The 14,346-nt window shown below is 65.8% G+C and carries 13 protein-coding genes; 9 read left to right on the top strand and 4 right to left on the bottom strand.

Going from position 1 to position 14,346, the window contains the following annotated elements; all coding sequences use genetic code 11:
- Positions 1–17: 17 nt before the first annotated feature.
- Positions 18–1,502 (bottom strand): ABC transporter permease, encoded by a 1,485-nt coding sequence (locus AC1MB9_RS13410; RefSeq protein WP_479962437.1) that lies wholly within the window; start codon positions 1,500–1,502, stop codon positions 18–20.
- A 180-nt stretch (positions 1,503–1,682) separates the two neighbouring features.
- Here AC1MB9_RS13410 and AC1MB9_RS13405 point away from each other — a divergent pair, with 180 nt between their 5' ends.
- Positions 1,683–2,432, top strand: coding sequence for a response regulator transcription factor (locus AC1MB9_RS13405; RefSeq protein WP_479962436.1), 750 nt, complete (start codon positions 1,683–1,685; stop codon positions 2,430–2,432).
- The gene (locus AC1MB9_RS13400; protein ID WP_479962435.1) at positions 2,429–4,009 is read left to right on the top strand and encodes a sensor histidine kinase; all 1,581 of its coding nucleotides are present in this window, start codon (positions 2,429–2,431) and stop codon (positions 4,007–4,009) included. The genes AC1MB9_RS13405 and AC1MB9_RS13400 overlap by 4 nt, the downstream gene beginning before the upstream one ends.
- 9 nt (positions 4,010–4,018) lie before the next feature.
- Here AC1MB9_RS13400 and AC1MB9_RS13395 read toward each other — a convergent pair whose 3' ends face one another.
- Both AC1MB9_RS13395 and AC1MB9_RS13390 read right to left on the bottom strand, forming a co-directional pair.
- The gene (locus AC1MB9_RS13395; protein ID WP_479964651.1) at positions 4,019–4,480 is read right to left on the bottom strand and encodes a MarR family winged helix-turn-helix transcriptional regulator; all 462 of its coding nucleotides are present in this window, start codon (positions 4,478–4,480) and stop codon (positions 4,019–4,021) included.
- Positions 4,480–6,171 (bottom strand): MFS transporter, encoded by a 1,692-nt coding sequence (locus AC1MB9_RS13390; RefSeq protein ID WP_479964650.1) that lies wholly within the window; start codon positions 6,169–6,171, stop codon positions 4,480–4,482. Before AC1MB9_RS13390 ends, AC1MB9_RS13395 begins: the two co-directional genes overlap by 1 nt.
- Positions 6,172–6,560: 389 nt before the next feature.
- On the opposite strand from AC1MB9_RS13390, the gene rplJ reads away from it, so the two are divergent.
- The 4 genes from rplJ to AC1MB9_RS13370 all read left to right on the top strand — a co-directional run bounded on the left by rplJ (position 6,561) and on the right by AC1MB9_RS13370 (position 9,402).
- Positions 6,561–7,076 carry a 50S ribosomal protein L10 gene (gene rplJ, locus AC1MB9_RS13385; RefSeq protein ID WP_479962434.1) on the top strand — a complete coding sequence of 172 codons (516 nt, stop codon included), beginning with the start codon at positions 6,561–6,563 and terminating at the stop codon, positions 7,074–7,076.
- 54 nt (positions 7,077–7,130) lie between these two features.
- Complete coding sequence (gene rplL, locus AC1MB9_RS13380) at positions 7,131–7,514, top strand: 50S ribosomal protein L7/L12 (protein ID WP_479962433.1); 384 nt, start codon at positions 7,131–7,133, stop codon at positions 7,512–7,514.
- A 158-nt stretch (positions 7,515–7,672) separates the two neighbouring features.
- Positions 7,673–8,146 (top strand): MarR family winged helix-turn-helix transcriptional regulator, encoded by a 474-nt coding sequence (locus tag AC1MB9_RS13375; RefSeq protein ID WP_479962432.1) that lies wholly within the window; start codon positions 7,673–7,675, stop codon positions 8,144–8,146.
- Positions 8,143–9,402, top strand: a complete 1,260-nt coding sequence (locus AC1MB9_RS13370) for an MFS transporter (protein ID WP_479962431.1) — start codon at positions 8,143–8,145, stop codon at positions 9,400–9,402. Before AC1MB9_RS13375 ends, AC1MB9_RS13370 begins: the two co-directional genes overlap by 4 nt.
- 29 nt (positions 9,403–9,431) lie before the next feature.
- On the opposite strand, the gene AC1MB9_RS13365 is transcribed toward AC1MB9_RS13370, so the two are convergent.
- Positions 9,432–10,451: a LacI family DNA-binding transcriptional regulator gene (locus AC1MB9_RS13365; protein WP_479962430.1), complete on the bottom strand. Its 1,020-nt coding sequence runs from the start codon at positions 10,449–10,451 to the stop codon at positions 9,432–9,434.
- Between the two features lie 289 nt (positions 10,452–10,740).
- Between AC1MB9_RS13365 and AC1MB9_RS13360 the strand changes: the two genes are divergently transcribed.
- From AC1MB9_RS13360 to AC1MB9_RS13350, 3 genes are all read left to right on the top strand, one after another.
- Positions 10,741–12,060 carry an ABC transporter substrate-binding protein gene (locus AC1MB9_RS13360; protein WP_479962429.1) on the top strand — a complete coding sequence of 440 codons (1,320 nt, stop codon included), beginning with the start codon at positions 10,741–10,743 and terminating at the stop codon, positions 12,058–12,060.
- A 148-nt stretch (positions 12,061–12,208) separates the two neighbouring features.
- Entirely contained in the window at positions 12,209–13,342 is a 1,134-nt protein-coding gene (locus AC1MB9_RS13355; protein ID WP_479962428.1) for a carbohydrate ABC transporter permease, read from the top strand.
- Positions 13,339–14,313: a carbohydrate ABC transporter permease gene (locus AC1MB9_RS13350; RefSeq protein ID WP_479962427.1), complete on the top strand. Its 975-nt coding sequence runs from the start codon at positions 13,339–13,341 to the stop codon at positions 14,311–14,313. The genes AC1MB9_RS13355 and AC1MB9_RS13350 overlap by 4 nt, the downstream gene beginning before the upstream one ends.
- The last annotated feature ends 33 nt before the right edge of the window (positions 14,314–14,346 follow it).

Genomic DNA, 14,346 nt, shown 5'->3' with positions numbered 1-14,346 from the left:
GGTAGGGATGGTGGGGGTCAGGCGATGCTGCGCAGCGCTTCCGCGGGGCGCAGCCGTGAGGCACGCCATCCGCCGATGGCTCCGGCCAGCAGCCCGCCGAGCACCGACAGGGCAACCGCCACGAGGATCACCGTCGCGGTGACCGGAGCGGTGAGTGCGATGTCGGAGGTGGCGGCCTCCGCGGCCGCCTGGCCAAATCCGCCGCCGGGGCTGCCGGGGCCGCCGGGGCCACCGGGACCGATGGCCTCGGTGACAACGGCGCCTGCCGTGAGCGTGGGGGCGACGAGGTTGATCGTGAGGATGCCCAACAGGCCGACCGCGATTCCGGCCGCGCCGCCAATGAGACCCTGCACGAGCGACTCGCCGGCAACCTGACGCACGATCTTGCCGTTCGACCAGCCGATGGCCTTGAGGGTGCCGAATTCACGGGTGCGGCGGGTGACACCGGAGATGGTGAACAGGATGGCGATGAGGAACGCGGCACCGAGTACGAGCAGCGACAGCCAGAGGCCGAGGTTCTTCACGAGGGCGCCGGCGCTGGACAGAGAGCCGGACACGCTCGAGGCGAGGTCGGCCTGGGTCTTCACCGTGGCGTCGGGCAGCGCCGCCTCGATTCCGGTTTGGATCTGCGCGATGTCGGTCGATGACGCGGCCTGCACGTAGATGTCGGAGATCAGGCCGGTGAGGCCGGAGAGCGTCTGCGCCACGTCGAGCGGAATGTACACATTCGCGGCGGTGGCGGCGTCGGACGTTGTCGCGGTCACCAGGCCCACGATGTCGAAGTCGGTGCCGGCGATCGACACGGTGCCGCCGACGGCGAGACCGGACGTGGCGGCGTAGCTTGAATCGAGCACGGCCACGTTGGCGCCGACATCCTCGGAGGCGAGGGTGCGGCCGTCGGTCAGCGACACGGCCGACAGCGGTCCGACGGCGTCGTCGGCGGTGTTGAGGCCGAGCACGGAGAAGGAATTGACGCTGAAGGCGCTGCCGCCGGCGCCGTCAGGCCCACCTGCCGGTCGTGCGCCGTCGCCGGTCGGTGCGCCACCGGCGGCGCCCAAGCCGGCCATGTCGGGCAGAGCGCCATCGAAGGTCGTGTTGCTCAGCGACAGGGTCGCGGCGGCCGCCGAGACATTCGCGACGCCGGTGACGGTGTCAAGAGCCGTCGCGTCGAACGTGGTGGTTCCGCGGTCGACCGCCAGTCGGGACTGGCTCACCGTGGTGGTTCCATCGGTTGTGGTGCCGTCCCCCTCACCGAAATCAAAGCGCTGCGGCCCGCCGGTCGGCGTCTCTCCCTCGGTGGGGGCCGTGGCCGTCTGGCTCACCGTGATGTCGGTGCCCACTCCGTAGACCGACTGCAGAACGGATGCCTGCGCGAGCGCGACCCCGCTCGAGACGGAACTCACAATAATGACGAGGGCAATGGCCAGGGCCATTCCGCTGGCGACGATGGCCGTCTGCTTGCGTCGACCGGCAAGCTCCCGCCGCAGGTAGGTGATAAACATGTCACTCCAGTTCCGGACGGCCCCGCAGGTGAGGCCACCGAGTACGAAACTAGGAAGCGCACCTATCCCCGCGCCATGACGAAGCTATGAACCGCATATGAAACGATGCCATTCCCGTCTCACAGGGCGTCGAAGCCAGACGCATGGCTGGTTCATAGAAAACTCTGGATACTTGGAACCATGAGCACAAGCACGAACAGCCCCGGCGGCCACGGTCCACGCCTCCGCAAGGCCGACGGGAGCGCCATTCGGGTGCTGGTCGTCGATGACGAACCCACGCTCAGGGACCTGCTGTCCATGGCACTGCGCTACGAGGGCTGGGACGTTCGAACCGCCGGCGAGGGGCGGCAGGCGCTCGCCATGGCGCGCGAATTCCGGCCCGACGCCATCGTTCTCGACATCATGCTCCCCGACATCGACGGCCTGCAGGTGCTTCAGCGCGTTCGCGCCGACGGCTCGGAAACGCCCGTACTCTTCCTCACCGCGAAGGACTCGCTCGACGACCGCATCGCCGGTCTGACCGCGGGCGGCGACGACTACGTCACGAAGCCGTTCAGTCTCGAAGAGGTTGTGGCCAGGCTGCGCGGGCTGATCCGTCGCTCCACCCTCGCGGTCTCCGATTCGAGTGACCCGCGCATCACCGTGGGCGACCTCATGCTCGACGAGGACAGCTACGAGGTCTTTCGCGCCGGTGACGCCATCGAGCTCACCGCCACGGAATTCGAGCTGCTCCGTTTTCTGATGCGCAATCCCCGTCGTGTGCTGAGCAAGGCGCAGATTCTCGACCGAGTGTGGAGCTACGATTTCGGTGGGAAGTCCTCCGTGGTCGAGATCTACATCTCCTACCTGCGCAAGAAGATCGACGCCGGTCGCGATCCGATGATTCACACGGTTCGCGGCGCCGGTTACATGCTGAAGATCGCGGAATGAGCGCCGAGCAACCCCGTCCCGAGGCCGCTGCACCCGAGAGTGCAGCATCCGAGACGCCGGCTCCCGATGTGGACGAACCCGCGTCGCCGCCGCGTGCGGTTCCCGGGCGGCGCGCCCGCCCCCGGTGGACGTTGCGGCGCCGGCTCGTGCTCACCGTCGTGGGGCTGCTCGCCCTGGTGAGCCTCGTGATCGGCGGGGTGAGCGTCGTGATCCTGCGCGCCTCCCTGGTCGACCGGCTCGATGTGCAGCTGGCCTCCGCAGCCGAGCGTTCCGGAGTGGTGGTCGGCGGCGGAGACGGTGGCCTCGACCGGCCTCGCGGCTTCTTCGCCACCCCCACGGCGGATGCCATTCTGGGCGGCCCCGCGCAGCCTCCCGGCCTGCTCGCCCTCGTTTTCGACGGCACCACGGTCACGACCGGGTACACCGATGCCGAGAGCGGCGAGATCAAGACGCTCGAGGCGCGCCAGGTGCAGGTGCTTGCCGACAATATTCAACAATCGACGCCGGTGACGGTCGATCTTGAGGGTGCCCTCGGTCGGTACCGGGTCGTTGCCGAAACCAGCCGCACCGGCACGTTGTACCTCGTCGGACTGCCGCTGTCGGGCGTCGACGCCACGGCCACGCAGCTCGTGGTCATCATCGCGTCGGTCTCGCTCGCCGGAATCCTTGTGGTGGCCGCGCTCGCCGGCTGGATCGTGCGCCTCGCGCTGCGCCCCCTGCAGCGGGTGACAGCCACGGCCACCCGGGTGGCGTCGCTGCCGCTCGATCGTGGTGAGGTGTCACTGGTAGACCGCGTTCCTGCCGCGGACACCGATGAACGCACCGAAGTGGGGCAGGTGGGTCTCGCGCTCAACCGCATGCTCGACCACGTCGATGTGGCGTTGGAGACGCGGGAGGCCAGCGAGCGCAAGGTGCGGCAGTTCGTGTCTGACGCGAGCCACGAGCTGCGCACCCCCCTGGCCTCGATCCGGGGCTACTCGGAGCTCACCCGGCGCAGCGGTCAGGAATTGCCCCCCGACGCCATGCACGCGATCGGTCGCATCGAATCCGAGTCCATTCGCATGACCGGGCTGGTGGAGGATCTGCTCCTACTCGCCCGGCTCGACGAGGGCCGCGAGCTCGACCTCGAACCCGTCGACCTCACGCGATTGCTTGTGGATGCCGTCAGCGACGCTCATGCCGCCGGCCGGGACCACGTGTGGGACCTCGACCTGCCCGAGGAACCGGTCGAGGCGCGGGGGGACACGGCTCGCCTGCACCAGGTGCTCGCCAACCTGCTCACCAACGCCCGCGTTCACACGCCGGAGGGGACCACGGTGACGGTGGCGCTGGCGTCAGAGGACGACCGGGCCATCGTCACGGTCACCGACGACGGCCCTGGCATTCCCGACGGTCTGCAGGACACCCTGTTCGAACGGTTTGCCCGCGGTGACACCTCGCGCTTCCGTGGCGCCGGCGGCAGCACAGGACTGGGCCTCGCGATCGTGGCCGCCGTCGTGGCGGCGCACCACGGCGAGGTCACGGTCGAGAGCAACCCGGGCCAGACCGAGTTCCGCCTCTCCCTGCCACTGGCCTGACGCCGCGCGCTACGGCGTGTTGAGCTGGGCGAGCAGCCGGGTGAATTCGTGCAGGTCGTCGACGGACCACGTGGCCAGACGGCGGTGCACGATGGCCGTGTCCCCGGCGCGCAACTCGGCGAGCTTGCTCTCCGCGAGCGGGGTCACGGCCAGAAAATGCGCGCGGCCGTCGTTCGGGTCTGGCTCGGTGCGCAGCAACCCGAGCTCGCACAGCGGCTTGACATGCCGGCTGATCACGCTCTTGTCCACGGCCAGCGCGGCACCGAGGGCGCCGGCATGCGTGGGCCCCATGCGGGCGATGTGCCGCAGCATCTTGAGGCCGAAGGCCTGCATACCGGGGTCGATGCTGACTGCCGCCGCCCGCTGTGCCGCGCGGATGTGCCCGGCCAGCACGCTCATCTGCTCGATGACCTCGCCGATCAAGGCCGCCGTGGCGGGGTCGGTGGGTTGATCAACAGGCACGTGTACCATCACAGGTCGCGGCGGTCCTCGGGTGGGACCACTCGAATGGATCCCGTCGGGGTGTTCAATCCCACGGGCGTGAGGCCGGCGGATCCCGAGCTCACATCGATCAGGATATCTTCCATGTCCGCGAGTTCGCGTTCGGCTCTCGCGTGGGTCTCCGTCTCCCGCTCCAGTTTCTCGGCGTGTGCCCGGGCGATGGCTGTCTTGCCGCCGAGGGGGATGTTGGGCAGCAACGCCACCGTGACGAGCGTAATCACCGCAAGCGGGGTGCCGAGCAGAAAGACGGTGCCGGCGCCGGATCCATAGGCGGATTCGACGATGACGCGAAGCGCCCCCGGCAGCGCCGAGATGCTGGGGATTGTTCCGCCGCCGATGCTTCCGGCCGCGGCGATCTGCTGCTCCGGCGTAAGACTACCGATGCCCGATCGGATGTGATCGGCCACGACGGTGCCGAGCACCGAGCCGAGCACCGAGACCCCGACCGTGCCGCCGAGGCTGCGGAAGAATGTGATGCCGCTGGTGGCCACGCCGAGGTTTTTCACGTCAATGGCATTCTGCACAACGAGCACGAGGTTCTGCATGAGCGAGCCGAGGCCGGCGCCGAGAACGAACATGAACACGCCCACGAGCACGAGGTTGGTCGTGGCGGTGAGTGTTCCGAGCAGCAACTGGCCCATGATCACGAGCGTGGCGCCCGTGATCATGATGGCCTTCCACTTGCCGGTGCGGCTGATCAGGGTTCCGAATACCGTCGACGAGACGAGGAACCCGCCCATCATGGGGATGGTGAGGAGTCCCGACTGCGTCGGCGTGGCGCCGCGGCCGAGCTGCATGTACTGGCTGAGAAAAAGAGAGGTTCCGAACAGCGAGACGCCGACCGCGATGCTGGCCACCGTCGCGAGGCTGAACGTGCGGTTCGTGAACATGGCGAGCGGAATGATGGGTTCCTTGACGGTCGCCTCCACGACGCCCGCGGCTCCGAGCAACACCACCGCACCGCCGACCATGACGTACGAGACAAGGGATGCCCACTCGAATTGCGTTCCCGCCAGCGTCACCCAGATCATGAGGAGTGACACGCCGCCGGCGATCAGCACGGCGCCCAGGTAATCGATCCGCACCACGCGTTTGACCCGATCGGGCAGATGCAGCGTGCGCTGCAGTAACACGATGGCCACGATGGCAACCGGAAGTGCGATGAAGAAGTTCCAGCGCCAGCCAAACGTGTCCGTGATCACGCCGCCGATCAGCGGGCCGCCCACGGTACCGAGCGCCATGACGGCACCGAACAGTCCGGCGTACTTGCCACGGTCGCGGGGGCTGATGATGTCGGCCATGATGATCTGGCTGAGCGCGGCGAGGCCGCCGGCGCCGAGGCCCTGCAGCACGCGGAAACCGATGAGAGTCCCCGTGTCCTGAGAGAAACCGGCCAGGGCCGAGCCGAGTACGAAGATCACCAGGGAGAGCTGGATGAGCAGCTTGCGGTTGAACAGGTCGGCGAACTTGCCCCAGATGGGTGTGCTCACCGTGGTGGCGAGCAGCGTGGCGGTGATGACCCACGTATAGGAGGACTGCCCGCCGTGCAGGTCGGCGATGATCACGGGAAGCGAGGTGCTGACGACTGTGCCGGCGAGGATGGAGACGAACATGCCCAGAAGGAGGCCGGAGAGTGCCTCCAGCACCTGGCGGTGGGTCATGCTGCCGTCGGCCGCAATTGTCGGACGGGGCTGAGCGGCGGTGCGGCGGGGACGTGGGCGTGACATGAGGCTCCGAATCTAGTTGACAAAAATCAACAATAAATACATGGTGGACATATGTCAACTACTTTGGCCAGCGAATATTGCCGTCAAGTTGCACCGGCCCGGCCCGCGCCATAGACTAAACCTCAGCCACAGACCGCCGGTCGTTGCTCTCGCGCAGAAATGCACGGAGCGACCGAAAGTTCATTCACGTGAACGGCCCGCGCAGGTGTTCGAAGTAAGTTTTCAGTCTCATGGATTGTGACCCAGCTCCGGCGCCCTGCGCTGGAGCTTTTTTCATGTTTGCACTCGGGGCTACCCGGCACATGACTATTAAGAGGAGCACCATGGCGAACAAGGAAGCAACGGTCGCCGAGCTTACGGAGAAATTCGAGAGCTCGACCGCCGTACTGCTCACCGAGTACCGCGGTCTCACTGTTGCGCAGCTCAAGAAGCTGCGTAAGTCCATCAGTGAGGACGCCACGTACGCCGTGGTAAAGAACACGCTCACCAAGATTGCGGCCAACAAGGCCGGCATCACCTCGTTTGACGAGGAACTTGTCGGACCGTCCGCCATCGCCTTCGTGCACGGAGACCCCGTCGCCGTCGCGAAGACCCTGCGTGCCTTTACCAAGGCAAACCCTCTCCTGGTGGTTAAGGGCGGTTACTTTGACGGTAACCCGCTCACCGCAGCAGAGGTTGGCAAGCTTGCCGACCTCGAGTCCCGCGAGGTGCTGCTGGCCAAGCTGGCCGGCGCCTTCAAGGCATCGCTGTTCGGAGCCGCATTTCTCTTCCAGGCGCCGCTGTCGAAGGCTGTTCGCACCGTCGACGCGCTGCGTGAGAAGCAGGAGTCCGCGAACTAGGCATCTGCCTCGTCTTGCGGTATTGAATTTTTAAGAAACTAGAAGGAGTACATCATGGCAAAGCTTTCCACTGAAGACCTGCTTGAGCAGTTCAAGGGCCTCACCCTCATCGAGCTCTCCGAGTTCGTCAAGGCATTCGAGGAGACCTTCGAGGTCACCGCAGCAGCTCCCGTCGCCGCAGCCGGAGCCGCTGGCCCCGCCGCCGTCGTCGAAGAGGTTGAAGAGCAGACCGCATTCGACGTCATCCTTGACGCCGTTGGCGACAAGAAGATCCAGGTCATCAAGGTTGTGCGCGAGCTCACCAGCCTGGGCCTCGGCGAGGCCAAGGCCGTTGTCGATGGCGCCCCCAAGGCCGTCCTCGAGGGCGTTGCCAAGGAAGCTGCCGACAAGGCAAAGGCAGACCTCGAAGCTGCAGGAGCAACCGTAACCCTCAAGTAGTCGGTGCCCCTGCACGGGGCTCAACTGCGCGAGATTTACGGCCTGTCTTTCGACAAGCCAGTACAAACGGGCGTCATCTCCGAGAGGGGGTGGCGCCCGTTCGTCGTCTATCCGGCACGCTCGGAGAAATAGATAGCTGGGCTATGTATAGTTAATGGATGTCCGCTTCCCTTCGTTCCCTTCTGGGTGACCTCGTCTCGGTCAACCACAGACTCACCCGACTGGCGGCACGGGCGACCGACAGCTCCGAGTCGCCCGCCGTCTGGCGCACGCTCAGTGTGTTGAGCGCCGGCCCGATGCGCCTCGGCGAGCTCGCCGAGCTCAGCCGCGTCGCCCAGCCCACGGCCACCAAGCTCGTCAGCAACCTGACCGCACGCGGCTGGGTCACCCGACTCGCCGACCCGGCGGATGCCCGAGCGACACAGACCGCGATCACCACCGCCGGCGCAGTGGCCCTGGCGGGCTGGCGCGATGAACTCGCCGGTGCCATGCTGCCGCTGTTCGCCGGCCTCGACGCCGACGATATCGCCGTGCTGCAACGCGCGGTCGAGATCATCGGGGAACGCGCGGGCGCCGCAGCGGACCTGCCTCCCGGGGCTCCGGTCACGACTCCGGTGGAGGCGCGGCCGTGACCCGCCTCGAAACCGCCGGCGTGGACGCCGGCACGACGGGCAGCATCCTGCACCAGCCGCGTGCCGTGTGGGCCGTGGCCTTCGCGTGTGTGATCGCCTTCATGGGGATCGGCCTGGTCGACCCCATCCTGCCGGCCATTGCCACCGATCTGCAGGCCACACCCACCGAAACCGAGATGCTCTTCACGAGCTACCTCCTGATCACCGGCGTCGCCATGTTCTTCACCAGTTGGCTCTCCAGCCGCATCGGCGCCAAGCGGACCCTGCTCCTCGGCCTCGCCCTTGTCGTGGTCTTCGCCCTCGCCGCCGGCCTCGCGGGCGATGTCGAGTCGATCATCGGGTTCCGCGCCGGCTGGGGGCTGGGCAACGCGCTGTTCATCTCGACCGCCCTCGCAACGATCGTGGGAGCGGCGTCCGGTGGCACGAGTTCGGCCATCATCCTCTATGAGGCCGCGCTCGGGCTCGGTATTGCGATCGGTCCGCTTCTCGGGGGGCTTCTCGGCAGTGTGAGCTGGCGCGGGCCGTTCTTCGGTACCGCGACGCTCATGGCTATCGGCTTCATCGGGATCGTCATGGTGATGAAACCGGATACCCACCGCCTGGAACCCACGCCGCTCTCGGCGCCCTTCCGCGCACTGGCCAACCCGGCGATCGGCGTGCTCGCCGCCGCCGCGCTCTTTTACAACATCGGCTTTTTTGTGCTGCTCGCCTACACGCCGTTCGCCCTGATTCCCCTCGGACTCGGCAGCGCCGTCACCCTCGGACTCGTCTTCTTCGGCTGGGGCCTCTCGCTCGCTGTCACCTCGGTCTGGGCGGCCCCGCTGATCACCCGCCGCTTGCCACGCACGCTAGCGTTGCGGCTCGTGCTGCCGCTGCTCGCCCTCGACCTCGTGGCGGCAGGGGTTTTCATCGGCTCGGCGGCCGGACTGGTCGCTTGTGTGATCGTCGGGGGCATGCTGCTCGGCGTGCTCAACACCGTGCTCACCGAATCCGTGATGGAGGCCACAGACATGCCTCGCGCGGTGGCCTCTTCGGCGTACTCCGGCGTGCGCTTCCTCGGCGGTGCCATCGCGCCGCCCGGGGCGACGCTTCTCGCCGGTGCTTTCGCGCCGACGATTCCCTTTTTCGCGGCGGCGGCATCCGTTCTCATCGCCACACTCATCGTGATTCTCGGTCGCAAGCGTTTGCGGAGAGCCGATGGCGCCGTGGAATCTCAGGAGGAAGAAGTCGAAGCGATAAGCGCCGGCGACCGCTGACCGCACGCCGCGTAGCCGGCGACGTCGGGTCAGGCGACCCGGGTCCGGGGAGCGCTTGTGCTGGAGCGCATGACCAGGGTGGTGGGGATAACAGTCGACACCTCCGTGAACGGCGCCGGGTCGTCGAGACCGGCCAGCAGCGTCGCGACGGCCATTCGGCCCTGGTTTCTCGGGTGCTGCTCGAGGGTGGTGAGACGGAACATTTCGGCATACGGATGGCCGTCGATGCCGATGACAGAAAGTTCGGAGGGCACGACGATGCCGAGCTCGCGCGCGGCCACTATGAGCCCGATGGCGAGCTCGTCGCTCGCGGCGAAGATGGCGGTGGGGCGTCGCCGGGGGTCGCCCAACAGGCTCATGCCCATCTGGTAACCACCGGGCACGGTGAGTTCGCAGGCGTAGAAGCGCCCCGAGATGGGGCGGCCCGCCGCCAGCATCGCCGCATTGAAGCCGGCAAGTCGTTTGCTGTGCACGTCGAAATCCATCTGTTCTTCCTGGCTGCCGCCGACATGGACGACGTCGGAGTGGCCCAGGCTGAGCAGGTGTTCGGTGGCGAGCCGGGCGGTGGCGACATCGTCGATCGCGATCGTGGGTACGCCGCGGATGGGGCCACCGATGCCCACGAGCGGACGTCGCAGCCGATGCAGGTGTTCGACCTCGGCTTCGCTGAGTTCCACGCCCACGGAGATCACGCCGTCGAAGCGCTTGCGCGCCAGAAAATAGTCAAAGACCCGGTCGCGTTCCGGCGAGGCCATCGGCAGGTTGTACAGCGTCATGTCGTAGCCCTGCTCAAGCAGGGCCTGCTCGACGCTTTCGAGCACCTCGGCGAAGAACCAGCGACTGATGTACGGGATGATCACTCCCACGCTCTTGGTGCGCCCCGTGACAAGGCTCGCGGCGTTGGGGGAGACAACGTAACCGATCGTGCGCGCGGCGCTGACGACCCGCGCGCGGGTTTCCTCCGAGACGTAACCCTTGCCGCTGAGGGCACGGCTGGCAGTGGCTTTGGCGACATTGGCAAGACGTGCGACTTCCGCTATCGTGCTCACATCTACCTCCGCCATTGGATCTGTCAGACACACCATATCGGGTCGGAGCGCCGACTGGAACCGGTTCCATAAAAATGGGGGACAACACACCCCTCCGTCCGCTGGTTCAGGGAGAAGGGGCGTTCTGCCCCCCAATCTTTGCCATTCTGTAACATAAATCCCTTGCGTCCGGCCCGAGGGTCCCGTACTTTATGGTGTGGAACCGGTTCCCGAGTTCACAGGAGCACCATGCACCCAGGGCAAAGCTTCCAACCTGCAGATCACAAATACTCAATGAGGAGATAAAAATATGCGGTCCTCCCTGCACCGTCGTATCATCACTCCGATCGCCATCGCGGCGGTCGCAGGCCTGACGCTCGCCGGCTGTTCCGGCGGCCCGGGCAGCACGAACGCCGATGCCGGCGCCGAGGGCGACGGAATCGTCACCGTCTACGGCGGGATCTCAGATTTCGAGGCCGAACAGCTCAATGAGTCGTGGGCCGCCTGGGAAAAAGAGAACAACATCGACATCCAGTACGAAGCGTCGAAAGAATTCGAGGCCCAGATCTCGATTCGCGCCCAGGGTGGAAGCGCGCCTGACATCGGCATCTTCCCGCAGCCCGGTCTGGTGGGCGACCTCGCGAGTCGAGGCTTCCTCAAGCCGGCGCCGCAAGCCGTCGAGGACAACGTCGACAAGTACTGGTCCGAAGACTGGAAGGCCTACGGCACCGTCGACGACGTCTTCTACGGCGCCCCGCTGATGGCCAGTCTCAAGGGATTCATCTGGTATTCGCCGGCCAAATTCACGGAATGGGGCGTCGACGTACCGGAGACCTGGGATGACCTCCTGGCAGTGACGCAGACGATTCGCGAGAAGACGGGCGCCGCGCCGTGGTGCGCCGGTTTCGCTTCCGGTGATGCAACGGGCTGGCCGGGAACGGACTGGATCGAAGACATCGTGCTTCGCGAGGCCGGTCCGGAGACCTACGACAAGTGGGTCAACAACGAAATCCCGTTCACGGATCCCGCCATCAAGACCGCCTTCGATTCGCTGGGCGAGATCCTGCTGAACCCGGACTACGTCAACGCCGGATTCGGTGACGTCAAGTCCATCAACACGGTCCCGTTCGGTGACGTGGCGACACCCGTCGTTGACGGCACCTGCGCCATGACTCACCAGGCCTCCTTCTTCGACGGCTTCCTCACGGATGCCGGTGGCGAGGTCGGGCCCGACGGTGACGTCTGGGCGTTCATCACCCCGGCCGCCGAAGCCGGCAGCCAGGCAGTGACCGGCGGTGGCGAGATCGTCGGAGCCTTCTCCGACGACGCCGACACCCAGAAGGTTCTCGAGTACCTCTCCAGTGCGGAGTGGGCCAACACTCGCGTGGCCCTGGGCGGAGTGCTGAGCGCCAACAACGGCCTCGACCCGGAGAACGCGACGAGCCCCATCCTTCAAGAAGCCATCACGATCCTGCAGGACCCCGACACCACGTTCCGCTTCGACGGCTCGGACGTCATGCCCGGGTCCGTGGGAGCCGGCACGTTCTGGAAGGGCATTGTGGCCTGGATCAACGGAACGCCGACCGATGAGGTGCTCAGCAGCATCGAAGCCGGCTGGCCCTCCAGCTAGGCAGCTGTTCCGCACGCCGCCAACAGGTGTGGGCCGCTCCGGCTAAACGGGCGGCCCACACCGTGAGCTGGGTGTACCGTATCGGTAAGTTTTCGGTCCTGTCTCAGGCGATTGCTCAGAGTCCGCCGTCGTACTCGAAAGGTTTCATATGTCCGCATTCTTCGCCTGGCTCGCGCAGCTGCCGCCGCTCGCGCAGGTGCCCATCGTCATCATCGCCTTCGCGATCGTGATCGCCGCCATCCTGTTCTTCGTCGAGATCGCGCCCCGCCCCGGCAAGGTGTACACCGTCATCCGTCTCGCCGTTTGTGTTGTCACCCCCCTGCTCATCCTCGCCCTCGCCGGCTCGTATCCGATCGCGATCATTGCCGCGGCGGTGCTCGGCGGTGTCTTCTTCCTCATCGACTACCGAGGTCGGATGGGAGCGGGTTACCTCCTGCAGCTCTTCGGCTTTCTGACGCCGGCCGTTCTGCTGTTGGCCATCGGCCTCATCATCCCCACGGTACAAACCACGGTGCAGGCCTTCCAGAACTCCCGCGGCACGGAATTCGTGGGACTCGAGAATTTCGCGTGGGTGTTCACCCAGCCGGAGAATATTCGCATCATCCTGAACACGATCGTCTGGGTGCTTTTCGTGCCCACCGTCTCCACGGTTGCCGGGCTTGCTTACGCCGTCTTCATCGACAAGTCGCGGGGAGAGAAGTACTTCAAGATTCTCGTGTTCATGCCGATGGCCATCTCGCTCGTGGGCGCATCGATCATCTGGCGCTTCGTCTACACGGCCCGGCCGGCCGACCAGGAACAGATCGGTCTGCTGAATGCCATCGTGGCGGGCCTCGGCGGTGAACCCGTCACCTTCCTCGCCGCCTCTCCCTGGAACACTCTTTTTCTGATCGTCATCCTTATCTGGGTGCAAACGGGATTCGCCATGGTTGTGCTGTCGGCCGCCATCAAGGGCGTCCCGGTCGAGCAGATGGAGGCAGCGCTGCTCGACGGCACCAACCCGTGGCAGCAATTCATCAACGTGACGGTTCCCGGCATCCGCAGTGCCCTGATCGTCGTTCTGACCACCATCTCCATTGTGTCCCTCAAGGTCTTCGACATCGTGCGCACGACGACCGGCGGCGCGAACGACACCAGCGTGATCGCCAACGAGATGTACACCCAGTTCAAGAACTTCGAGCAGGGCCGTTCGGCAGCGTTCGCCTTGATTCTGTTCCTGCTCACGGTGCCGATCATCGTTTTCAACGCCCGCCAAATCAAGAAGCAGAGGGAGATCCGATGAGAGCGGTCATTCCGGCAGAGATGCCCATCGACGATGCCACGAAACGACAGCTGCGCCGTGGCGAACGCCGCGCCGAGTCGTCAGCGTTGCGTGGGGCCAAGAAGCGACTCACCAGCCGCGGGGCGACCATCGCTGCGCTCATCATCGCCGTGCTGTGGTCCATTCCCACGCTCGGGCTCTTCGTCTCCTCGTTCCGTCCCGCCCAGGAGGTGCGTACCACGGGCTGGTGGACCATCTTCCAGAACCCGGGCCTCACCCTCGACAACTACAGTGCGGCCCTCGCGGCGGGCAACAGCCAGCTTGACCTGGCCGGCGCGTTCATCAACTCGATCGCCATCACCCTTCCGGCCACGCTCATCCCGCTCATGATTGCGAGCCTCGCGGCCTACGCCTTCGCGTGGATTCAGTTCCGTGGCAGGAATCTGCTTTTCATCAGTGTCTTCGCCTTGCAGATCGTTCCCATCCAGATGGCCCTCGTGCCCCTGCTGCAATTTTTCTCCGGCGGCACACTGTTCGGATTCCCGGTAGTGGAATCGCTCGCGGCGGGCAGCGGGTACACCCAGGTGTGGATCGCGCACAGCATGTTCGCGCTGCCTTTGGCCATCTACCTCCTGCACAACTTCATCTCCGAGATCCCCGGCGAGGTCATCGAGGCGGCACGGGTCGACGGTGCCGGGCACGGGCAGATCTTCTTCCGTATTGTGCTACCCCTCACCATGCCTGCCATCGCATCGATCGCGATCTTCCAGTTTCTCTGGGTATGGAACGACCTGCTGGTGGCGCTGATCTTCGCCGACGGCGCCGTCGCTCCCATGACGAAACTGCTCGCCGAACTCTCGGGCGCGCGCGGGCAGGACTGGCATCTGCTCACGGCCGGCGCGTTCCTGTCGATCCTGGTTCCGCTCATCGTGTTCTTCGCCCTGCAACGCTTCTTCGTTCGTGGGCTCCTGGCCGGTTCGACCAAGGGGTAGCATCTCGCGGGTACGACTCGGCGGGCGACGCGG

The organism is Cryobacterium sp. AP27, from assembly GCF_056680495.1.
Note: the sequence above shows the minus strand (reverse complement) of the source record. Positions and strands in the feature narration are given on the sequence as shown.

What these genes read in the sequence shown, in the direction of transcription:
- AC1MB9_RS13410 (WP_479962437.1), bottom strand. Translation starts at nt 1,502, where the DNA reads ATGTTTATCACCTACCTGCGGCGGGAGCTTGCCGGTCGACGCAAGCAG.
- AC1MB9_RS13405 (WP_479962436.1), top strand. Translation starts at nt 1,683, where the DNA reads ATGAGCACAAGCACGAACAGCCCCGGCGGCCACGGTCCACGCCTCCGC.
- AC1MB9_RS13400 (WP_479962435.1), top strand. Translation starts at nt 2,429, where the DNA reads ATGAGCGCCGAGCAACCCCGTCCCGAGGCCGCTGCACCCGAGAGTGCA.
- AC1MB9_RS13395 (WP_479964651.1), bottom strand. Translation starts at nt 4,480, where the DNA reads ATGGTACACGTGCCTGTTGATCAACCCACCGACCCCGCCACGGCGGCC.
- AC1MB9_RS13390 (WP_479964650.1), bottom strand. Translation starts at nt 6,171, where the DNA reads ATGACCCACCGCCAGGTGCTGGAGGCACTCTCCGGCCTCCTTCTGGGC.
- rplJ (WP_479962434.1), top strand. Translation starts at nt 6,561, where the DNA reads ATGGCGAACAAGGAAGCAACGGTCGCCGAGCTTACGGAGAAATTCGAG.
- rplL (WP_479962433.1), top strand. Translation starts at nt 7,131, where the DNA reads ATGGCAAAGCTTTCCACTGAAGACCTGCTTGAGCAGTTCAAGGGCCTC.
- AC1MB9_RS13375 (WP_479962432.1), top strand. Translation starts at nt 7,673, where the DNA reads ATGTCCGCTTCCCTTCGTTCCCTTCTGGGTGACCTCGTCTCGGTCAAC.
- AC1MB9_RS13360 (WP_479962429.1), top strand. Translation starts at nt 10,741, where the DNA reads ATGCGGTCCTCCCTGCACCGTCGTATCATCACTCCGATCGCCATCGCG.
- AC1MB9_RS13355 (WP_479962428.1), top strand. Translation starts at nt 12,209, where the DNA reads ATGTCCGCATTCTTCGCCTGGCTCGCGCAGCTGCCGCCGCTCGCGCAG.
- AC1MB9_RS13350 (WP_479962427.1), top strand. Translation starts at nt 13,339, where the DNA reads ATGAGAGCGGTCATTCCGGCAGAGATGCCCATCGACGATGCCACGAAA.